At 54.0% G+C, this 21647-nt stretch carries 20 protein-coding genes and 1 tRNA gene; 20 read left to right on the top strand and 1 reads right to left on the bottom strand.

Going from position 1 to position 21647, the window contains the following annotated elements; all coding sequences use genetic code 11:
• Window positions 1-64: 64 nt before the first annotated feature.
• Window positions 65-1354: a citrate synthase gene (locus tag ACRDCA_RS06120; RefSeq protein WP_438688736.1), complete on the bottom strand. Its 1290-nt coding sequence runs from the start codon at window positions 1352-1354 to the stop codon at window positions 65-67.
• 635 nt (window positions 1355-1989) lie between these two features.
• On the opposite strand from ACRDCA_RS06120, the gene sdhC reads away from it, so the two are divergent.
• The 20 genes from sdhC (at window position 1990) to ACRDCA_RS06020 (ending at window position 21585) form a co-directional block, all read left to right on the top strand.
• Window positions 1990-2379 carry a succinate dehydrogenase cytochrome b556 subunit gene (gene sdhC / locus ACRDCA_RS06115; RefSeq protein WP_438688735.1) on the top strand — a complete coding sequence of 130 codons (390 nt, stop codon included), beginning with the start codon at window positions 1990-1992 and terminating at the stop codon, window positions 2377-2379.
• Window positions 2373-2720, top strand: a complete 348-nt coding sequence (gene sdhD, locus ACRDCA_RS06110) for a succinate dehydrogenase membrane anchor subunit (RefSeq protein ID WP_438688734.1) — start codon at window positions 2373-2375, stop codon at window positions 2718-2720. Before sdhC ends, sdhD begins: the two co-directional genes overlap by 7 nt.
• Window positions 2721-4487 (top strand): succinate dehydrogenase flavoprotein subunit, encoded by a 1767-nt coding sequence (gene sdhA, locus ACRDCA_RS06105; RefSeq protein WP_411751177.1) that lies wholly within the window; start codon window positions 2721-2723, stop codon window positions 4485-4487. It begins immediately after the preceding gene.
• Between the two features lie 16 nt (window positions 4488-4503).
• A complete protein-coding gene (locus ACRDCA_RS06100) occupies window positions 4504-5220 on the top strand; it encodes a succinate dehydrogenase iron-sulfur subunit (protein WP_438688733.1) in 717 nt (238 codons plus the stop codon).
• Window positions 5221-5477: 257 nt separating this feature from the next.
• The gene (gene sucA, locus ACRDCA_RS06095; protein ID WP_438688732.1) at window positions 5478-8285 is read left to right on the top strand and encodes a 2-oxoglutarate dehydrogenase E1 component; all 2808 of its coding nucleotides are present in this window, start codon (window positions 5478-5480) and stop codon (window positions 8283-8285) included.
• An 18-nt stretch (window positions 8286-8303) separates the two neighbouring features.
• Window positions 8304-9518 carry a 2-oxoglutarate dehydrogenase complex dihydrolipoyllysine-residue succinyltransferase gene (gene odhB, locus ACRDCA_RS06090; protein WP_438688731.1) on the top strand — a complete coding sequence of 405 codons (1215 nt, stop codon included), beginning with the start codon at window positions 8304-8306 and terminating at the stop codon, window positions 9516-9518.
• Window positions 9519-9636: 118 nt separating this feature from the next.
• Window positions 9637-10803 carry an ADP-forming succinate--CoA ligase subunit beta gene (gene sucC, locus ACRDCA_RS06085; RefSeq protein ID WP_004949756.1) on the top strand — a complete coding sequence of 389 codons (1167 nt, stop codon included), beginning with the start codon at window positions 9637-9639 and terminating at the stop codon, window positions 10801-10803.
• Window positions 10803-11675: a succinate--CoA ligase subunit alpha gene (gene sucD / locus ACRDCA_RS06080; protein ID WP_024483143.1), complete on the top strand. Its 873-nt coding sequence runs from the start codon at window positions 10803-10805 to the stop codon at window positions 11673-11675. The genes sucC and sucD overlap by 1 nt, the downstream gene beginning before the upstream one ends.
• Window positions 11676-12440: 765 nt before the next feature.
• On the top strand, window positions 12441-14009 hold the full coding sequence (gene cydA, locus ACRDCA_RS06075) for a cytochrome ubiquinol oxidase subunit I (RefSeq protein WP_438688730.1): 1569 nt from the start codon (window positions 12441-12443) through the stop codon (window positions 14007-14009).
• 15 nt (window positions 14010-14024) lie between these two features.
• Complete coding sequence (gene cydB, locus ACRDCA_RS06070) at window positions 14025-15164, top strand: cytochrome d ubiquinol oxidase subunit II (protein ID WP_438688729.1); 1140 nt, start codon at window positions 14025-14027, stop codon at window positions 15162-15164.
• Between the two features lie 17 nt (window positions 15165-15181).
• The gene (cydX, locus tag ACRDCA_RS06065; RefSeq protein WP_021805265.1) at window positions 15182-15295 is read left to right on the top strand and encodes a cytochrome bd-I oxidase subunit CydX; all 114 of its coding nucleotides are present in this window, start codon (window positions 15182-15184) and stop codon (window positions 15293-15295) included.
• On the top strand, window positions 15295-15591 hold the full coding sequence (gene ybgE / locus ACRDCA_RS06060; RefSeq protein ID WP_438688728.1) for a cyd operon protein YbgE: 297 nt from the start codon (window positions 15295-15297) through the stop codon (window positions 15589-15591). Before cydX ends, ybgE begins: the two co-directional genes overlap by 1 nt.
• A 132-nt stretch (window positions 15592-15723) precedes the next feature.
• Window positions 15724-16131: a tol-pal system-associated acyl-CoA thioesterase gene (gene ybgC / locus ACRDCA_RS06055; RefSeq protein ID WP_438688727.1), complete on the top strand. Its 408-nt coding sequence runs from the start codon at window positions 15724-15726 to the stop codon at window positions 16129-16131.
• Entirely contained in the window at window positions 16128-16811 is a 684-nt protein-coding gene (tolQ, locus tag ACRDCA_RS06050) for a Tol-Pal system protein TolQ (RefSeq protein WP_024483139.1), read from the top strand. Before ybgC ends, tolQ begins: the two co-directional genes overlap by 4 nt.
• Before the next feature lie 15 nt (window positions 16812-16826).
• A complete protein-coding gene (gene tolR / locus ACRDCA_RS06045) occupies window positions 16827-17255 on the top strand; it encodes a colicin uptake protein TolR (protein ID WP_021805261.1) in 429 nt (142 codons plus the stop codon).
• A gap of 78 nt (window positions 17256-17333) precedes the next feature.
• Window positions 17334-18536, top strand: a complete 1203-nt coding sequence (tolA, locus tag ACRDCA_RS06040) for a cell envelope integrity protein TolA (protein ID WP_438688726.1) — start codon at window positions 17334-17336, stop codon at window positions 18534-18536.
• 135 nt (window positions 18537-18671) lie between these two features.
• On the top strand, window positions 18672-19964 hold the full coding sequence (tolB, locus tag ACRDCA_RS06035; RefSeq protein WP_025120243.1) for a Tol-Pal system beta propeller repeat protein TolB: 1293 nt from the start codon (window positions 18672-18674) through the stop codon (window positions 19962-19964).
• A 47-nt stretch (window positions 19965-20011) separates the two neighbouring features.
• Window positions 20012-20521: a peptidoglycan-associated lipoprotein Pal gene (gene pal, locus ACRDCA_RS06030; RefSeq protein ID WP_021805257.1), complete on the top strand. Its 510-nt coding sequence runs from the start codon at window positions 20012-20014 to the stop codon at window positions 20519-20521.
• A 9-nt stretch (window positions 20522-20530) separates the two neighbouring features.
• Complete coding sequence (gene cpoB, locus ACRDCA_RS06025) at window positions 20531-21334, top strand: cell division protein CpoB (RefSeq protein WP_438688725.1); 804 nt, start codon at window positions 20531-20533, stop codon at window positions 21332-21334.
• A 175-nt stretch (window positions 21335-21509) separates the two neighbouring features.
• Window positions 21510-21585 (top strand) — tRNA-Lys (locus tag ACRDCA_RS06020).
• Window positions 21586-21647: the final 62 nt, after the last annotated feature.

Genomic DNA, 21647 nt, shown 5'->3' with positions numbered 1-21647 from the left:
GCTGCCGGTGAGGCAGCGTTGGTCATTAGCAGTATTGGAGCGAACATAACGCCCCTGCCAAGGTTTACTTTTTAACCTGAGACTTGAACTCACGCTCGGCATAGCCGGTATACAGCTGACGTGGGCGGGCGATCTTGATGCCTTCGTCGTGCATTTCGTTCCAGTGAGCGATCCAGCCGATGGTACGGGCAATGGCGAAGATCACCGTAAACATGGAAGAAGGAATACCCATCGCTTTCAGGATGATACCTGAGTAGAAATCGACGTTCGGGTACAGTTTCTTCTCGATGAAGTACGGGTCGTTCAGCGCGATGTGTTCCAGCTCCATCGCGACCTGCAGCAGGTTGTCGTCTTTTTTGTTCAGTTCTTTCAGCACTTCGTGACAGGTTTCACGCATCACGGTGGCGCGTGGATCGTAGTTCTTGTACACGCGGTGGCCAAAGCCCATCAGGCGGAACGAGTCGTTCTTGTCCTTGGCACGCTTGATGAATTCAGGAATGTGCTCAACGGTTTTGATCTCTTCCAGCATCTTCAGTGCCGCTTCGTTGGCACCGCCGTGTGCAGGCCCCCACAGAGAGGCGATACCGGCCGCGATACAGGCAAACGGGTTGGCGCCAGAAGAACCGGCGGTACGCACGGTAGAGGTTGAGGCGTTCTGCTCATGATCGGCGTGCAGGATCAGGATACGGTCCATGGCGCGTTCCAGCACCGGGTTTACCACGTACTCTTCGCAAGGGGTGGCAAACATCATACGCAGGAAGTTACCGGCGTAGGACAGATCGTTACGTGGGTAAACAAACGGTTGGCCGAGAGAATACTTGTAACACATCGCTGCCACGGTCGGCATTTTGGACAGCAGACGGAACGCGGTAATTTCACGGTGACGTTCGTTGTTAACGTCCAGCGCATCGTGATAGAACGCCGCCAGAGCACCGGTCACGCCGCACAGCACCGCCATCGGGTGCGAGTCACGGCGGAAACCACGGAACAGATGGGTGATCTGGTCGTGGATCATGGTGTGACGGGTTACCGTGGTTTTAAAGGTTTCGAACTCTTCCGCGCTCGGGGTTTCGCCGTACAGCAGGATGTAACACACTTCCAGGTAGGAAGAGTCTTTCGCCAACTGCTCAATCGGGAAGCCACGGTGCAGCAGGATACCTTTGTCGCCGTCGATAAACGTGATTTTGGATTCACAGGATGCGGTAGAGGTAAAGCCGGGATCAAATGTGAAATAACCTTTGGAGCCCAGGGCGCGTACGTCGATCACATCAGGACCCAGTGAAGGGGTGAGTACGCCCAGTTCGATCGGAGCTTCGCCGTTGTTGATGCTTAGCGTCGCTTTCTTATCAGTCATTTACAATCTCCTTAACGCCTTATTTTAAAAACCTCTAACAACTGAAATACCTTAAATCTCCGCAGGTTGCCCGCATTAAAGTCGAGCGAACGCTAACTCTGTGAGCGACAGCGCATTTACGCTGGTAGGGGACAGAGTGCGCACCAGGCGAACAAGACGGGTTAGCAGCCGTTAACGATTCATCGGGATTCGTTATTTTCTTTTAATCATTAACCTACGATATGTTTGGAATTTTAACCACATACACTGTTGCATAACTTACGCGTAGGGGGAAGTGTATCCGGTGACCGCTAGTGCATCATAGGGCTGATCGCTACCCTATTTGTAATGGAAATGTTGATCTCTTGTCAAATCAGATAATTAATTTAGTGTTAAATGTAATAATCGTGATCTAAATCACTGTTTAGGGGAAATGTGACCAAAGGGATTGTATGGGAATTGTAATAAGAATGTGAACCTCCTATACTGCCGCCAGGTCTCCGGATTACCCTGAAGTAGGAGCACCCAGCGTTATTACTACGCGCCGTTTAAGCACTAGGATGTCCATGTTTGAGCGCGTGAGGTGTAAGAGTGAAAACTCTTGACGCTGTCTGATCCCCACCCAGGCCCGGAGGAAGGAAAATAATAAGAGCTGTGTGGGCAAAACCGTGAAAAAACAAAGACCTGTCAATCTGGATCTGCAAACGATCCGGTTTCCTGTAACTGCGATAGCGTCCATCTTACACCGAGTCTCTGGCGTAATTACTTTCGTTGCCGTGGGCATTCTCCTCTGGCTGCTGGGCATCTCTCTCTCTTCTCAAGAGGGCTTCCTGTACGCTGCCTCCATCATGAATAGCTTCTTCGTCAAATTCATTTTCTGGGGGATCCTCACCGCGCTGGCCTATCACATTTGCGGTGGCATTCGCCACTTGTTAATGGATTTTGGCTATATCGAAGAGAGTTTAGCCGCAGGTACCCGTTCTGCCCAGGTGGCGTTCGGTCTGACCGTCGTGCTGTCAATTCTGGCTGGAGTCCTCGTATGGTAAGCAACGTTTCTGCATTAGGGCGTAACGGAGTACACGACTGGTTGTTACTGCGTGCTTCCGCCATCGTCATCACCCTGTATGTTATCTATATCCTGGGCTTCGTCATTACGGCTCCGGACATCACCTATGAAATCTGGCGCGGCTTCTTCGCCACCTCCATCACGAAAGTATTCACCTTGCTGACATTGCTGTCGATCCTGGTTCACGCCTGGGTGGGAATGTGGCAGGTGCTGACGGACTATATCAAGCCTCTGGCATTACGCCTGGTGCTGCAACTGGCGATTGTTGTCACGTTGCTGGTCTATTTACTGTACGGAACAATCGTAGTGTGGGGTGCGTAAATGAAACTGCCAGTCAGAGAGTTTGATGCAGTTGTTATCGGTGCAGGTGGCGCAGGTATGCGCGCGGCACTGCAGATTTCCCAGGCAGGCTCAACCTGTGCCCTGCTGTCCAAAGTATTCCCGACCCGTTCCCATACCGTGTCTGCACAAGGCGGCATTACCGTAGCCCTGGGCAACAACCACGAAGACAACTGGGAATGGCATATGTACGACACGGTGAAAGGTTCCGACTATATCGGTGACCAGGACGCCATTGAATATATGTGTAAAACCGGCCCGGAAGCGATTCTGGAACTGGAACATATGGGCCTGCCGTTCTCCCGTCTGGACGATGGCCGTATCTATCAACGCCCGTTTGGCGGCCAGTCACTGAACTTTGGTGGCGAGCAGGCGGCCCGTACCGCTGCGGCGGCAGACCGTACCGGTCACGCGCTGTTGCACACCCTGTATCAGCAGAACCTGAAAAACCACACCACCATCTTCTCCGAATGGTATGCGCTGGATCTGGTGAAAAACCAGGATGGTGCGGTCGTCGGTACCACCGCGATCTGTATCGAAACCGGTGAAGTGGTGTACTTCAAGGCCAAGGCAACCATCCTGGCGACCGGCGGGGCAGGGCGTATTTACCAATCCACCACCAACGCCCACATCAATACCGGTGACGGTGTCGGTATGGCGCTGCGCGCCGGCGTGCCGGTGCAGGATATGGAAATGTGGCAGTTCCACCCAACCGGTATTGCCGGTGCGGGCGTGCTGGTGACCGAAGGCTGCCGTGGTGAAGGCGGTTACCTGCTGAACAAGCATGGCGAACGCTTCATGGAACGTTATGCGCCAAACGCCAAAGATCTGGCGGGCCGTGACGTGGTCGCTCGCTCCATCATGATTGAGATCCGTGAAGGCCGCGGCTGTGACGGTCCTTGGGGCCCACACGCCAAGCTGAAACTGGATCACCTGGGCAAGGAAGTGCTGGAATCCCGCCTGCCGGGCATTCTGGAACTGTCCCGTACCTTCGCTCACGTCGATCCGGTCAAAGAGCCTATCCCGGTCATTCCTACCTGCCACTATATGATGGGCGGTATTCCGACCAAAGTGACCGGCCAGGCGCTGACCGTGAACGAGAAAGGCGAAGATGTGGTGATCCCGGGCCTGTTCGCTGTTGGCGAAATTGCCTGCGTATCGGTACACGGCGCCAACCGCCTGGGTGGCAACTCGCTGCTGGACCTGGTGGTGTTCGGTCGTTCAGCCGGTATGCACCTGCAAGAGTCGTTGGCAGAGCAGGGCGAAAGCCGTGACGCCAGCGAATCGGACGTCGAGGCCTCGCTGGATCGTCTGAACCGTTGGAACAACACCCGTTCGGGTGAAGATCCGGTGGAGATCCGCAAGGCACTGCAATCCTGTATGCAGCATAACTTCTCGGTATTCCGTGAAGGTGATGCGATGGCGAAAGGGTTGGAAGAGTTGAAAGTGATCCGTGAACGTCTGAAGAACGCACGCCTGGACGATACCTCCAGCGAGTTCAACACCCAACGCATCGAATGCCTGGAGTTGGATAACCTGATGGAGACCGCGTATTCCACCGCCGTGTCGGCCAATTACCGCACCGAGAGCCGTGGCGCCCATAGCCGCTTTGACTACCCGGAACGTGATGATGCCAACTGGCTGTGCCATTCGCTGTATCTGCCGCAATCGGAAAGCATGACGCGTCGTGAAGTCAACATGCAACCGAAGTTGCGCGCGGCATTCCCGCCGAAAGTGCGTTCTTACTAATTGCGGAGCTCGATTGATGAAACTTGAATTCTCTATCTATCGCTACAATCCGGATGTCGATAGCGCCCCGCATATGCAGGATTTCACCCTGGAAGCGGAAGAAGGGCGTGACATGATGCTGCTGGATGCGTTGATCCAGCTGAAAGAAAAAGACCCGACCTTGTCGTTCCGTCGCTCCTGCCGTGAAGGCGTGTGCGGCTCAGACGGCATCAATATGAACGGTAAGAACGGTCTGGCCTGTATTACCCCGGTCTCGTCGTTGCGTAAAGGCAACAACAAGATTGTGATCCGCCCGCTGCCGGGGCTGCCGGTGGTGCGCGATCTGGTGGTGGATATGGGGCAGTTCTACACCCAGTACGAAAAGATTAAGCCGTTCTTAATCAATGATGGCAAGAATCCTCCGGCGCGTGAGCACCTGCAAACGCCGGATCAGCGGGAAAAACTGGACGGATTGTACGAATGTATTCTCTGCGCCTGTTGTTCCACCTCTTGTCCATCGTTCTGGTGGAACCCTGACAAGTTCGTTGGCCCGGCAGGTCTGTTGGCGGCGTACCGCTTCCTGATCGACAGCCGTGATACGGAAACTGAAGCACGATTGGATGATCTGAACGACGCTTTCAGTGTTTTCCGCTGCCATAGCATTATGAATTGTGTCAGTGTATGTCCTAAGGGCTTGAATCCGACCCGTGCAATTGGTCATATCAAGTCTATGCTGCTGCAACGCGGCGCATAAACAGAACGAGATGCTGCGCCGGTGCGGTTTCCGGCGCACATCACCAGAGGGCATCTCTAAAAACTGACCCGTGATTGTGGTTACAGGCAATCAGGTTTGTCCCGCCGGTTTTTAGAGGTTCCTTGTAAGGGGCCGCAAGGTCCAAAACAGAACGTGCATTAGCGTGATAAGCACGTCGAGTGAACCGTTAAACGTACCATTACGGTAATTATGTTAACCACGGCGAAAACTGAAGCTTTAAAGCTTAAGGGATCAAAATGCAGAACGGCGCAATGAAGGCCTGGCTGGATTCCTCCTATCTGGCGGGCGCGAACCAGTCCTACATAGAGCAGCTCTATGAAGACTTTTTAACCGATCCGAGTTCCGTTGAAGATAGTTGGCGTTCAATTTTCCAGCAACTACCAACTGCGGGTGTCAAACCCGATCAGCTCCACTCCCAAACGCGAGATTACTTCCGCCGCCTGGCGAAAGATTCTGCTCGTTATAACACCACCATCAACGATCCAGAAACCGATGCCAAGCAGGTCAAGGTCTTGCAGCTGATCAACGCCTTCCGCTTCCGTGGGCATCAGCACGCCAACCTTGACCCGTTGGATCTGTGGAAACAGGAGCGTGTGCCCGATCTCGATCCGGCGTATCACAACCTGACCGAAGCCGACTTCCAGGAAACCTTCAACGTGGGTTCTTTTGCCATTGGCAAAGAAACCATGAAGCTGAGCGACCTGTACGCCGCGCTGAAACAGACCTACTGCGGTTCGATCGGCGCCGAGTACATGCACATCACCAATACCGAAGAGAAACGCTGGATCCAACAGCGCATAGAATCGGTAGCGGGGCGTGCCAGCTTCGGCAACGACGAGAAACGCCGTTTCCTGAGTGAACTGACGGCAGCCGAAGGGCTGGAGCGCTACCTGGGTGCCAAATTCCCTGGGGCCAAACGCTTCTCGCTGGAAGGCGGTGATGCGTTGGTACCGATGTTGAAAGAGATGGTGCGTCACGCAGGCAAAAACGGCACGCGTGAAGTGGTGCTGGGCATGGCCCACCGTGGTCGTCTGAACGTGTTGATCAACGTGCTGGGTAAAAAACCGGCCGACCTGTTCGACGAGTTTGCTGGCAAACATAAAGAACATCTGGGCACCGGTGACGTGAAATATCACCAGGGCTTCTCCTCCGACGTTGAAACCGAAGGCGGCATGGTTCACCTGGCGCTGGCGTTTAACCCGTCGCATCTGGAAATCGTCAGCCCGGTGGTCATGGGGTCTGTTCGTGCCCGTCGCGATCGTCTGGACGAAGCGCGCAGCAACATGGTGCTGCCAATCACCATTCACGGTGACGCGGCAATCACCGGGCAGGGCGTGGTGCAGGAAACCCTGAACATGTCGCAGGCTCGCGGTTATGAAGTCGGCGGCACGGTGCGTATCGTCATCAACAACCAGGTAGGCTTCACCACCTCCAACCCGTTGGATGCGCGTTCCACCCAGTACTGTACCGATATTGCCAAGATGGTGCAGTCGCCGATCTTCCACGTGAACGCTGATGATCCGGAAGCGGTAGCCTTTGTTACCCGCCTGGCGTTGGATTTCCGTAACACCTTTAAACGTGACGTGATGATCGATCTGGTCTGCTACCGCCGTCATGGGCATAACGAGGCCGATGAGCCAAGTGCAACCCAACCGGTGATGTACCAGAAGATCAAGAAACACCCGACGCCACGCAAACTCTACGCTGACGTATTGACCGAACAGAAGGTTGCCAGCCTGGAAGATGCCACGGAAATGGTCAACCTGTATCGCGATGCTCTCGATCGCGGTGACTGCGTGGTTGAAGAGTGGCGTCCGATGAACCTGCACTCCTTTACCTGGTCGCCATACCTGAACCATGAGTGGGACGAAGAGTACCCAAGCAAGGTTGAGATGAAGCGTCTGCAGGAACTGGCTCGTCGTATCAGTACCGTGCCTGAAGCGATTGAAATGCAGTCGCGCGTAGCGAAAATCTACGGCGATCGCGCCGAAATGGCCGCAGGCAACAAACCGTTCGACTGGGGCGCGGCAGAAACGCTGGCTTACGCCACCATGGCAGATGAAGGCATCCCGATCCGTATCTCCGGTGAAGATGCTGGCCGTGGCACCTTCTTCCACCGCCATGCGGTGGTGCACAACCAGAAAAATGGTTCTGTCTATGTCCCGCTGGCCAACATCCACAGCGGCCAGGGCGAATTCAAAGTCTGGGACTCGGTGCTGTCAGAAGAAGCCGTTCTGGCCTTCGAATATGGCTACGCCACCGCAGAACCGCGTACCCTGACCATCTGGGAAGCGCAGTTTGGTGACTTTGCCAACGGTGCTCAGGTGGTGATCGATCAGTTCATCAGTTCCGGTGAGCAGAAATGGGGCCGTATGTGTGGCCTGGTGATGCTACTGCCGCACGGTTACGAAGGCCAGGGCCCAGAGCACTCCTCTGCGCGTCTGGAACGTTACCTGCAGCTGTGTGCAGAACAGAACATGCAGGTGTGCATTCCGTCCACTCCGGCACAGGTCTACCACATGCTGCGCCGTCAGGCGTTGCGCGGTATGCGCCGTCCGTTAGTGGTGATGTCACCGAAATCCTTGCTGCGCCACCCGCTGGCAATCTCTTCTCTGGAAGAGTTGGCAAACGGCACCTTCCAACCGGCAATTGGTGAAATTGACGAGCTGGATGCCAAAGCGGTTAAACGCGTAGTGCTCTGTTCTGGTAAGGTTTATTACGATCTGCTGGAGCAACGCCGCAAGAACGACCAGAAAGACGTGGCCATTGTACGTATCGAGCAACTGTATCCGTTCCCGCACCAGGCCGTTCAGGCGGTGTTGGAGCAGTATGCTCACGTACATGATTTCGTCTGGTGTCAGGAAGAGCCGTTGAACCAGGGCGCCTGGTATTGCAGCCAACACAACTTCCGTGAAGTGATCCCGTTTGGGGCCTCTTTACGTTACGCAGGACGTCCAGCCTCTGCCTCTCCGGCAGTGGGTTATATGTCCGTACACCAGAAGCAGCAACAGGCTCTGGTGAATGACGCGCTGAATATTGAATAAAAATTTAAAGGAAAGCTAATGAGTAGCGTAGATATTCTGGTTCCTGACCTCCCTGAATCCGTTGCCGATGCAACCGTCGCCACCTGGCATAAAAAACCGGGTGATACCGTCCAACGTGACGAAGTACTGGTTGAAATCGAAACCGATAAAGTGGTGTTGGAAGTGCCAGCCAGTGAAGCCGGCGTGCTGGAAGCGATCCTGGAAGACGAAGGGGCAACCGTGACTTCACGCCAGCTCCTCGGGCGCATCCGTCAGGGCGATAGCTCTGGCAAACCGACCGAAGTGAAGGCGCAGAGCGTTGAGGCCACTCCGGCACAGCGTGCGACCGCCAGCCTGGAAGAAGAGAGCAACGATGCACTCAGCCCGGCGATCCGCCGCCTGATTGGCGAACACGACCTCGATGCTGCCGCCATCAAAGGGAGCGGCGTGGGTGGCCGTATCACTCGTGAAGACGTTGAAGCGCACCTGGCCGCCAGCAAGAAAGCGGCACCGGCGGCAGCGCCTGCTGCTGCGCCACAGCCTGCCTTGGGCGGCCGTAGTGAAAAACGTGTGCCGATGACCCGCCTGCGCAAACGCGTGGCCGAGCGCCTGTTGGAAGCGAAGAACAGCACCGCGATGCTGACCACCTTCAACGAAATCAACATGCAGCCGATCATGGATCTGCGCAAGCAGTACGGTGAAGCCTTCGAAAAACGCCACGGTGTCCGTCTGGGCTTTATGTCCTTCTACATCAAAGCGGTCGTCGAAGCGCTGAAACGCTTCCCGGAAGTGAACGCCTCCATCGACGGTAGCGACGTGGTTTACCACAACTACTTCGATATCAGCATTGCGGTATCGACCCCACGTGGCCTGGTAACCCCGGTACTGCGTGACGTCGACTCCATGAGCATGGCGGACATCGAGAAGAAAATTAAAGAGCTGGCGATCAAGGGCCGTGACGGCAAATTGACCGTGGAAGAACTGACCGGCGGTAACTTCACCATTACCAACGGCGGCGTCTTCGGTTCACTGATGTCTACCCCGATCATCAACCCACCGCAGAGCGCCATCCTGGGTATGCACGCCATCAAGGATCGCCCAATGGCGGTCAATGGTCAGGTGGTGATCCAGCCGATGATGTATCTGGCTCTGTCTTACGATCATCGTCTGATCGATGGCAAAGAGTCGGTGAGTTATCTGGTGACGGTGAAAGACATGCTGGAAGACCCGGCTCGTCTGCTGCTGGACGTTTAATCCCTGCAAGGGCGCGGTGTTGCCGCGCCCACACCCTGTGCTATGTGGCCGACAAGTCATGCGGGAACCCGCAAAAATGACCCGGCTGAAACTTTCAGACCTGAATGGATAGAACATCATGAATTTACACGAATATCAGGCAAAACAGCTGTTTGCTCGGTATGGCATGCCAGCACCAACCGGTTACGCCTGTACCACTCCGCGCGAAGCAGAAGAAGCCGCATCTAAAATCGGCTCCGGCCCGTGGGTGGTAAAATGTCAGGTTCATGCTGGCGGCCGTGGTAAAGCTGGTGGCGTTAAAGTCGTTAACAGCAAAGAAGATATCCGTGCCTTTGCCGAAGCCTGGCTGGGTAAACGCCTGGTGACCTACCAGACAGATGCGCTGGGCCAACCGGTTCACCAGATCCTGGTAGAAGCGGCCACCGATATCGACAAAGAGCTGTATCTGGGTGCGGTTGTTGACCGCGCCAGCCGTCGCGTGGTGTTTATGGCATCCACCGAAGGTGGCGTTGAAATTGAGAAAGTTGCGGAAGAAACTCCGGAGCTGATCCACAAAATGACCATCGATCCACTGGCAGGCCCACAGCCTTACCAGGGTCGTGAGCTGGCGTTCAAACTGGGTCTGACCGGTAAGCAAGTTGGCCAGTTTGCCAAGATCTTCATGGGGCTGGCGACGCTGTTCCTGGAACGAGACCTGGCGATGGTTGAGATCAACCCGCTGGTGGTGACCAAGCAGGGCGATCTGATCTGCCTGGACGGTAAGCTGGGTGCCGATGGTAACGCCCTGTTCCGTCAGTCTGAACTGCGTGAAATGCGCGATCCTTCGCAGGAAGACGAGCGTGAATCCCGTGCGGCCCAGTGGGAGCTGAACTATGTTGCTCTCGACGGCAACATCGGTTGCATGGTGAACGGTGCCGGCCTGGCCATGGGTACCATGGACATCGTGAAACTGCACGGTGGCGAACCTGCCAACTTCCTGGATGTGGGCGGTGGCGCAACCAAAGAACGCGTGACCGAAGCCTTCAAAATCATCCTGTCTGACGACAAGGTGAAAGCGGTTCTGGTTAACATCTTCGGTGGTATCGTCCGTTGCGACCTGATCGCCGACGGTATCATTGGCGCGGTAGCCGAAGTGGGCGTTAACGTCCCGGTGGTGGTGCGTCTGGAAGGGAACAACGCCGAACTGGGCGCCAAGAAACTGGCGGACAGCGGTTTGAATATCATTGCTGCGACCAGCCTGACTGATGCGGCTCAGCAAGTTGTTGCGGCAGTGGAGGGTAAATAATGTCCATTTTAATCGATAAGAACACCAAAGTAATTTGCCAGGGTTTCACCGGTAGCCAGGGTACCTTCCACTCCGAACAAGCTATCGCTTACGGCACCAAAATGGTCGGTGGCGTAACTCCAGGGAAAGGGGGCACTCAGCACCTGGGCCTGCCGGTGTTCAACACCGTGCGTGAAGCTGTAGAAGCGACCGGCGCTACCGCGTCAGTTATTTACGTACCTGCGCCGTTCTGCAAAGACTCCATTCTGGAAGCCATCGATGCAGGCATCAAACTGATCATCACCATCACCGAAGGTATCCCAACTCTGGATATGCTGACCGTGAAAGTGAAACTGGATGAAGCTGGCGTGCGCATGATCGGCCCGAACTGCCCAGGTGTGATCACCCCGGGAGAATGTAAAATCGGTATCATGCCTGGTCATATCCACCTGCCAGGCAAAGTGGGCATCGTTTCTCGTTCAGGTACTCTGACCTATGAAGCGGTAAAACAAACCACTGACGCCGGTCTGGGGCAGTCTACCTGCGTGGGTATCGGTGGCGACCCGATCCCGGGGTCCAACTTTATCGATATCCTGAAATTGTTCCAGGAAGATCCACAAACCGAAGCTATTGTGATGATCGGTGAGATTGGCGGCAGCGCGGAAGAAGAAGCGGCAGCCTATATCAAAGAGCACGTCACCAAGCCGGTTGTGGGTTATATCGCTGGCGTTACCGCGCCTAAAGGCAAACGTATGGGCCACGCTGGTGCCATCATTGCCGGCGGTAAAGGGACTGCGGATGAGAAGTTCGCGGCTCTGGAAGCGGCAGGAGTGAAAACCGTACGCAGCCTGGCTGATATCGGTGATGCCGTGAAAGCGATCCTGAATCGTTAATACCGCATAGTAAATAATATTATCTCGACATGTTTGGCCGCCCATTGGGCGGCCTTTTTTATGTAAGCGTTTGACAACAAAACGTGTTTTGCAAGGCGCTGGTGCTAGAGTTGATAACGGGAAGCCCAGCATTTACAGCTTCTGAGATCAACCTCGCAACATGGTCTATGATTACTTAGCAAAAAGCAGATTTGTGAGTTAACTCACTACAATCGCCATTGAATATAAAAAGTTAATACACGACGCAGTTAATGACTTAATTAATACAATGGGGGTTCTTTTAAATCACATTTATTTAACACAAAAATACCAATAAAAAACAATTGAGAAATTACTTAACATGACACTAGGTAAATTAGCGGAAAAGCGACAATCGATATGGAAATAATATGCAGATATGCTTAAATTGTCCTGGATCAATATAGGCCTAACTACCTATTTAGGCTGATTTTTGACCTGTAGCCAAAAGTCCAACCTGTGTCACGTAAATACCTATTTATTGTGAGGGCTTTGGCGAGTATCATGCCATTGTGTAATTACGGATGGTTGATCTTGTTGCATTTGTTACCCGCTGTCGGTTTTCATTGGTGCGTTTTGCTCCTGCCCCTGGTGGTCTGGCACTGAATGTACGGTTGAAAGCGGAGAGGCTGGATCAAATTTTGTTGTGTTTAAGGGCATTCACTGCGGGGCGTTACCGGCTACTCTTTCGGGAGTAATACCGATAACCGCAAGTCGGAGTCTTCCTGCGAGGAGCAAGGAGTCAAGATGTTTGATATTGTCGAACTGTCGCGCTTACAGTTTGCTTTAACGGCGATGTACCACTTCCTGTTTGTCCCATTAACGCTGGGTATGGCGTTTTTGCTGGCGATTATGGAAACGGTATATGTGCTGTCCGGCAAACAAATTTATAAAGATATGACCAAATTCTGGGGCAAGTTGTTTGCAATCAACTTTGCTCTGGGTGTGGCCACCGGGTTGACCATGGAGTTCCAGTTCGGGACCAACTGGTCGTACTTCTCTCATTACGTCGGTGACATCTTCGGGGCCCCTCTGGCTATCGAAGGTCTGATGGCGTTCTTCCTGGAATCGACGCTGGTTGGTCTGTTCTTCTTCGGCTGGGACCGCCTGAGCAAGATCCAACACATGACCGTTACCTGGTTTGTCGCCCTTGGCTCAAACCTGTCTGCGTTGTGGATCCTGGTCGCTAACGGCTGGATGCAAAACCCAATCGCCTCCGACTTCAACTTCGAAACCATGCGTATGGAGATGATCAGCTTCTCCGAACTGGTTCTGAACCCGGTCGCACAGGTGAAGTTTGTTCACACCGTGGCTTCTGGCTACACCACCGGCGCGATGTTCGTGTTGGGTATCAGCTCTTACTATCTGCTGAAAGGGCGTGACATCGCCTTTGCCAAGCGTTCGTTCGCCATTGCTGCCAGCTTCGGTATGGCTGCTATCCTTTCCGTGATCGTGCTGGGTGATGAATCCGGTTACGAAATGGGGGACGTGCAGAAAACCAAACTGGCTGCCATTGAAGCGGAATGGGAAACTCAACCGGCTCCGGCTGCATTTACCCTGTTCGGTATTCCGAATCAGGAGAAAATGGAGAACTCCTTCGCGATCCAGATCCCTTGGGCGCTCGGCCTGATCGCTACCCGTTCCATCGACACCCCGGTTATCGGCCTGCGCGATCTGATGGTTCAGCATCAGGTGCGTATCCGTAACGGTATGAAGGCTTACCAGTTGCTGGAAGAGCTGCGCAGCGGCAATACCGATCCGGCAGTGCGTAGTGCGTTCAACGATACCAAGCAGGATCTGGGCTATGGCATGCTGCTCAAGCGCTACACCGAAAACGTCAGCGACGCCACGGAAGCGCAGATCCAGCAGGCAACCAAAGATTCTATCCCGCGTGTGGCTCCACTGTACTTCGCCTTCCGTATCATGGTGGCTTGTGGTGTGCTGATGCTGTTTATTATCGGCCTGTCGTTCCTGAGCGTCGTACGTGGTCGTATCGGCCAGAAGAAATGGCTGCTGCGTGCCGCGCTGTACGGTCTGCCATTACCTTGGATTGCAGTAGAAGCGGGCTGGTTCGTGGCAGAGTATGGCCGTCAGCCGTGGGCGATAGGTGAGGTGCTGCCAACCGCAGTCGCGACCTCTTCGCTGACCGCAGGCGACATTCTGTTCTCGATGGGGCTGATTTGCGGCTTGTACACCCTGTTCCTGGTGGCTGAAATGTACCTGATGTTCAAGTTTGCACGTCTGGGTCCAAGCAGCCTGAAAACTGGCCGCTATCATTTTGAACAACCGACTGCCGCCGTGCAGGAAGCGCGCTAAACAGGAGTCCAAGATATGTTTGATTATGAAGTACTGCGATTTATCTGGTGGCTCCTGGTTGGCATCCTGCTGATCGGTTTCGCCGTCACCGACGGTTTCGATATGGGTGTCGGTATTCTGATGCGCATCATCGGTAAAACCGATACCGAGCGTCGGGTAATGATCAACGCCATCGCCCCGCACTGGGACGGTAACCAGGTGTGGCTGATCACCGCCGGTGGCGCACTGTTCGCCGCCTGGCCGATGGTTTATGCCGCCGCGTTCTCTGGTTTCTATGTGGCCATGATCCTGGTGCTGGCTTCCTTGTTCTTCCGCCCGGTCGGTTTTGACTACCGTTCGAAGCTGGAGAACAGCCGCTGGCGTAACATGTGGGACTGGGGCATCTTTATCGGTAGCTTCGTGCCTGCGGTGGTATTCGGTGTCGCGTTCGGTAACCTGTTGCAGGGCGTGCCGTTCCATATCGACGAATATCTGCGCCTGTTCTACACCGGCAACTTCTTCCAACTGCTGAACCCGTTTGGTTTGCTGGCCGGTATTGTCAGCCTGACCATGCTGGTGACTCAGGGGGCAACCTACCTGCAGATGCGTACGACTGCCGAAATCCACCTGCGTTCACGCGCAGCGGCGCAGATTTCTGCGCTGGTGATGGGCGTATGCTTCCTGTTGGCGGGTATCTGGCTGGTGAACGGCATCGACGGTTTCGTGGTTACCTCAGCACTGGATACGGCGGCGCAATCCAACCCGCTGCGTAAAGAAGTGGCTCATCAGGCGGGTGCCTGGTTGATCAACTACAACAAGTATCCAATCCTGTGGGCACTGCCGGCGTTGGGCGTGGTTCTGCCACTGTTCACCATCCTGTTTGCCCGTTTGGACAAAGCTGCGATGGCGTTCCTGAGTTCATCACTGACGATTGCCTGTGTGATCTTGACGGCTGGGGTAACCATGTTCCCGTTCGTTATGCCATCAAGCACCGTGCCTAACGTCAGCCTGACCATGTGGGATGCGACTTCCAGCATGTTCACACTGCAGGTGATGACCGTTGTTGCGATTATCTTCGTGCCAATCGTGCTGGCGTACACCGCTTGGGCGTACTACAAAATGTTTGGTCGCCTGGATAAGAACTTCATCGAAAAAAATAAGCATTCGCTGTACTAAGCAAAAGGAGCTAAACCATGTGGTATTTTGCCTGGATCCTCGGAACGCTTCTTGCCTGTGCCTTCGGTATCATCACGGCGCTGGCGCTTGAGCACAGTGAAGATTCAAAAGCGCAGCAAGACGGTAAGTGATGAGTTCGTCACTGGCTGACAAGCTGTACGCCATCACCGACAAGGGTCCGGTTCGGGCCCTTTCATTGGTACTGGCGGTGATTTTAGCGGGATGTATCTTTTGGGATCCTAGCCGCTTTGCTGCACACACCAGCTCGATAGAGATTTGGCAAGGCATCTTGCTGATCTGGGCGGTGTGTGCGGGCATCGTTCACGGTGTCGGCTTCCGGTCTCAGAGCACGTTTTGGCGTGCATTTTTCGCGCCATTACCTGCAATTGTGATCCTGGCCGCAGGATTACTTTACGTTTCTTTATAATCTATTACGCATCCCCCTGATTATGGGCCGTTCAGGCCCATAATTATTTTCATTCCCATTAAGTAACCCATTCCCAACCCGATCCGTCTTGCGTATAGTAGCAATCGTCAAATTGTCTTGCTGGGAAGTCGAGTGAGTAATAAGTTGTTTCGATGGCCGGTTCGTGTCTACTTTGAGGATACAGATGCCGGTGGTGTGGTTTACCACGCCCGTTACGTCGCTTTTTATGAAAGAGCGCGCACTGAGATGCTGCGTCAGCACAACTTTCATCAACAGCAGCTGCTCAGTGAAGACCATGTCGCTTTCGCTGTCCGGCGTATGACGGTGGATTACCTGTTCCCTGCACGTCTTGACGATCTGCTGGAAGTGCAGAGCAATATCACCTCGATACGCGGGGCATCTCTTACGTTTGCTCAACGCATTGTTAATTCTGACGGTACTCTTTTGAGTCAGGCCGATGTATTGATTGCATGCATTGATCCACACCAAATGAAGCCGATAGCGCTTCCTAAGTCTATTGTCGCGGAGTTTAAGCAGTGACTGACATGAACATCCTAGATCTATTCTTGAAGGCGAGCCTGCTGGTCAAGTTTATCATGCTGATTTTGATATGCTTCTCAGTGGCTTCTTGGGCGATCATCATCCAGCGGACGCGCATTCTCAATGCGGCCACTCGCGACGCCGAAGCCTTCGAAGACAAATTCTGGTCTGGTATCGAGCTTTCTCGTCTGTATCAGGAAAGCCAGGCACGTCGCGATAGCCTGACTGGGTCAGAGCAGATTTTCCATTCCGGTTTCAAAGAGTTTGCCCGCTTGCACCGTGCCAACAGCCATGCGCCAGAGTCGGTGATTGAAGGGGCTACGCGTGCGATGCGCATCTCGATGAACCGTGAGCTGGAAACGCTGGAAAACCATATTCCGTTCCTCGGCACCGTCGGTTCCATCAGCCCGTATATCGGCCTGTTTGGTACCGTGTGGGGGATTATGCACGCCTTTATCGCCCTGGGCGCGGTGAAACAAGCCACCTTACAGATGGTTGCACCGGGTATTGCCGAAGCGCTGATCGCCACGGCTATCGGTTTGTTTGCCGCGATCCCTGCCGTTATGGCCTATAACCGTCTTAACCAGCGCGTTAACAAGCTTGAGCAGAATTACGACAACTTTATGGAAGAGTTCACCGCTATTCTGCATCGTCAGGCCTTCTCCAGCGACAGCAAATAAGAAGTAGGAGGTAGCATGGCGAGAGTTCGTGGTCGTAACAAGCGTGAGCTGAAGTCGGAAATCAACATTGTTCCGCTGCTGGACGTCTTGTTGGTGCTGTTGCTGATCTTTATGGCAACCGCGCCCATTATCACTCAAAGCGTTGAAGTTGATTTGCCCGATGCCACCGATTCTAAAACGGTGTCCAGCGACGATAACCCACCGGTGATCCTGGAGGTTTCCGGCGTGGGTCAGTACACCCTGGTGGTGGATCACAACCGTATGGAGCTGTTGCCGCCTGAGCAGGTGGCGGCCGAGGCCAAGTCGCGTCTGGCAGCTAATCCGAAGACGGTGTTTTTGATCGGTGGGGCCAAGGAAGTACCGTACGATGAGATTATCAAGGCATTGAATATTCTGCATCAGGCGGGAGTCGCTTCCGTAGGGTTGATGACCCAGCCAATCTAACCGTAAGGTCAGTGGCAACCCGGTTCCTGCCCTGTGGCGCAGGAACCCCGTTTAAGCAGCAGTTTTTGGGATTCTATTTTGGTAAAGGCAACTGAGCAAAATGATAAGCTGAACCGTTCCGTGATTGTTTCGGTGGTTCTGCACATTCTATTGATTGCCCTGTTGATCTGGGGTTCGCTGTACGAAAATACTGAAATGAGTAGTGCAGGCGGCGGCGGTGATGGTTCTGTAGTTGGGGCCGTGATGGTTGATCCCGGGGCGGTGGTTGAGCAGTACAATCGCCAGCAGCAACAGAGCAGCGATGCACAGCGTGCAGAAAAGCAGCGCCAGAAGAAGGCGGAGCAGCAGGCTGAAGAGCTGCAGCAGAAGCAGGCGGCGGAACAGCAGCGCCTGAAAGAACTGGAACAAGAGCGTTTGGCCGCGCAGGAAAAAGCCGCGCAGGACGCCAAGGCACAGGCCGAACAGCAGAAGAAAGCCGCCGAGCAGCAGCAACAGGCCGCTGAACAGCAGAAAGCGGCAGAAACCGCCGCGGCGAAGGCCAAAGAACAACAGAAGGCAGCCGAACAGGCTGCGGCGAAAGCCAAAGCCGAGGCGGATAAAATAGCCAAGGCTCAGGCAGACGCACAGCAGAAAGCCGAGGCGCAAGCCAAGAAAGAAGCTGCCGCCGCCGCCGCTGCCAAGAAGCAGGCGGAAGAGGCGAAGAAAGAAGCCGCAGCGGCAGCTGAACAAAAAGCTGCCGAGGCCGCAGAGAAGAAAGCCGCTGCCGACGCCGAGAAGAAGGCCGCAGCAGAGGAAGCGAAAAAAGCCGCCGCTGCCGAGAAGGCTGCTGCTGCCAAGAAAGCCGCAGATGCCAAGAAGAAGGCCGCCGAAGCTGCTAAGCAGTCAGCCGACGTAGATAATCTGTTTGGTGATTTAGCTGATGGTAAAAACGCGCCGAAAGGCGGCGGAGCTGCCAAAGCGAAAGGTGACGGTAAACCGGCAGGGCAGGGTAATGCTAAGACTGCGGGGGCAAGTGGTGCTGAAATTAATAGCTATCTGGGGCAGATTAAGCAGGCAATAGAAAACAAGTTTTATGATGCTGACCTTTACAAAGGAAAAACTTGTGACTTACGTATTCAACTAGCACCAGATGGATTCTTGAAAAGCGTAAAAGCTGAGGGGGGAGATCCCGCCTTGTGCCAAGCTGCAATCGCGGCGGCTAACCAGGCTCGTATTCCTAAGCCACCGAGCCAGGCAGTGTATGAGGTATTTAAGAATGCTCCCCTTACATTTAAGCCGTAATAATGATTGTTTTAACCGAGTAAAGTGCATGGATGTGCCAAGGTAGCCAACAGGGAATATGTAGTTTTGTTGGCGTTGGTTTGTTAAAATTCTGCTAAATTATCGCAGGCATCCCGCCTGGATAAGGGAGATGAGATGAAGCAGGCATTTCGAGTAGCGTTAGGTCTTATTGTTCTGTGGGCGTCCGTGCTGCATGCGGAAGTTCGCATTGAAATCACCCAAGGGGTCGACTCCGCTCGCCCGATTGGCGTGGTGCCATTTAAATGGGCGGGTCCAGGCACGCCTCCTGAAGATGTTGGCCAGATCGTAGGTGCAGATCTACGTAACAGCGGCAAATTCAATCCGATTGATGTGGCACGTATGCCGCAGCAGCCGACTACCGCGGCCGAAGTTACGCCTGCGGCCTGGACTGCGCTGGGCATTGATGCCGTCGTGGTTGGTCAGGTTCAGCCTGGTGCCGACGGCAGCTATCTGGTTTCCTACCAACTGGTCGATACGTCAGGCGCGCCTGGCACCGTGTTGGCGCAGAACCAGTTTAAAGTGACCAAACAGTGGCTGCGTTATGCGGCTCATACCGCCAGCGATGGCGTATTTGAGAAGCTGACCGGCATCAAGGGCGCATTCCGTACCCGTATCGCCTACGTAGTGCAGACCAACGGCGGGAAATTCCCGTATGAACTGCGCGTATCGGATTACGACGGCTACAACCAGGTGCCAGTGCATCGCTCACCAGAGCCACTGATGTCACCAGCCTGGTCACCAGATGGCAGCAAGCTGGCCTACGTAACCTTTGAGAGCGGTAAATCAGCGCTGGTTGTGCAGACGTTGGCTAACGGCGCAATCCGTCAGATTGCCTCATTCCCACGTCACAACGGTGCTCCAGCGTTCTCTCCAGACGGTAGTCGCCTGGCTTTCGCGCTGTCTAAAACCGGCAGCCTGAACCTGTATGTGATGAACCTCGGCTCTGGCCAAATCAGCCAGATCACCGATGGCCGTAGCAACAACACCGAACCGAGCTGGTTCCCAGATGGTCAATCTCTGGCTTATACCTCTGACCAGGGCGGTCGCCCACAGATTTATAAGGTTGGCGCTAACGGCGGCGCACCACAGCGCCTAACCTGGGAAGGAGCCCAGAATCAGGACTCCGATGTGAGCTTTGATGGCAAATTCCTGGTGATGGTGAGCTCCAACAATGGGGTTCAGCATATCGCCAAACAAGATCTCGGATCGGGAGCCGTTCAAATGTTAACGGACACGTTCCTGGATGAAACGCCTAGTATCGCACCAAACGGCACCATGGTGATCTATAGCTCCACGCAAGGTATGGGCTCCGTGCTGCAGTTGGTATCGACTGATGGGCGTTTCAAAGCGCGTCTTCCGGCAACCGATGGACAGGTCAAATTCCCTGCCTGGTCGCCGTATCTGTGATGCATGTGTAAAATATGTATGGCAAAAACTATAAAAGGATCAAAGAAATGCAACTGAACAAAGTGCTGAAAGGGCTTCTGCTGGCACTGCCAGTTCTGGCTGTAGCGGCTTGTAGTTCTAACAAAAGCGCGAATAACGATCAATCCGGTATGGGCGCTGGCACTGGTACAGAAAACGGCAGCAGCAACCTGTCTTCTGAAGAACAAGCACGTTTGCAGATGCAAGAACTGCAACGTAACAACATTGTTTACTTCGGCCTGGACAAGTATGACGTTAGCTCTGAGTTCGCTCAGATGCTGGATGCGCATGCTGCTTTCCTGCGTAACAACCCATCCTACAAAGTGACTGTTGAAGGTCATGCGGATGAGCGCGGCACGCCAGAATACAACATCGCTCTGGGTGAGCGTCGTGCTAACGCAGTTAAAATGTACCTGCAAGGCAAAGGCGTTTCTGCTGACCAGATCTCTATCGTTTCTTACGGTAAAGAGAAGCCAGCAGTACTGGGCCACGACGAAGCAGCCTATGCTAAAAACCGTCGTGCAGTTCTGGTTTACTAAGAGAATCGCATGAACAGTAACCTCAGACATCACCTGTTGAGTCTGGCGTTACTGGTTGGCGTAGCGGTCCCATGGGCCGCTACTGCCCAAGCGCCAATCAGTAATGTCGGCTCCGGCTCGGTCGAAGACCGTGTCACATCACTTGAGCGTATCAGTAATGCTCAGGGCCAGCTTTTGAACCAACTCCAGCAACAACTCTCTGACAATCAACGTGATATCGATACGCTTCGTGGGCAAATCCAGGAAAGTCAGTATCAGTTGAATCAGGTGGTTGAACGCCAGAAACAGATCTATCAACAGATGGATAGCCTTAGCCAGGGTGGCGCACAGAATTCCGCTGGCGCAGCAGCAGGGGCCGCAGGTGGTACAGCCGCCGCGGCGTCCTCTGACGGCGCTGGCAGCGCTCCTGCGGGGGCGACAGCCGCTGCGGCTAGTACGGGCGATGAAAACAGCGACTATAACGCCGCTGTTTCACTGGCGCTGGAAAAAAAGCAGTACGACCAGGCGATCTCCGCTTTTCAGGCTTTCATAAAGCAGTATCCGAAATCCACTTACCTGCCTAATGCCAACTATTGGCTGGGGCAGTTGTTCTACAACAAGGGTAAGAAGGAAGACGCGGCATACTATTATGCAGTGGTGGTCAAGAGTTACCCAAAATCACCCAAGGCGCCGGACGCAATGTATAAAGTTGGGGTGATCATGCAGGAAAAAGGTCAGGCTGATAAAGCCAAAGCCGTTTACCAGCAGGTGATCAAATCGTACCCGACCAGCGATGCGGCCAAGCAGGCCAAGAAACGCGAAGCCAGTTTGTAAGTAAAAAAATGAGCCCAGAAGTTAGTCGATTTGACCGAATTCTGGGCTCATTCGCGTGAAGAACAAGCAGTTGAACCTACTGCACCAAAATTTAGGTTGCGCTGCCGAGATAAATTAGTAATATATGCCGCCGTTGCCAAGACAACTTGCAAAGTGTTAAAGCAGCTAGGAAATTGGGTCGTTAGCTCAGTTGGTAGAGCAGTTGACTTTTAATCAATTGGTCGCAGGTTCGAATCCTGCACGACCCACCAATTTTCGAAGAGTTGGTATAGTGTGGAATCGTAAAGGATGAGAACCGTCAAAGGTTCGAGCC

Source organism: Serratia sp. (in: enterobacteria) (assembly GCF_051654945.1).
In the GTDB taxonomy this organism is placed as follows: Bacteria; Pseudomonadota; Gammaproteobacteria; order Enterobacterales; family Enterobacteriaceae; genus Chania.
The sequence above is the reverse complement of the archived record's forward strand: the minus strand, read 5'-3'. Positions and strand labels throughout refer to the sequence as shown.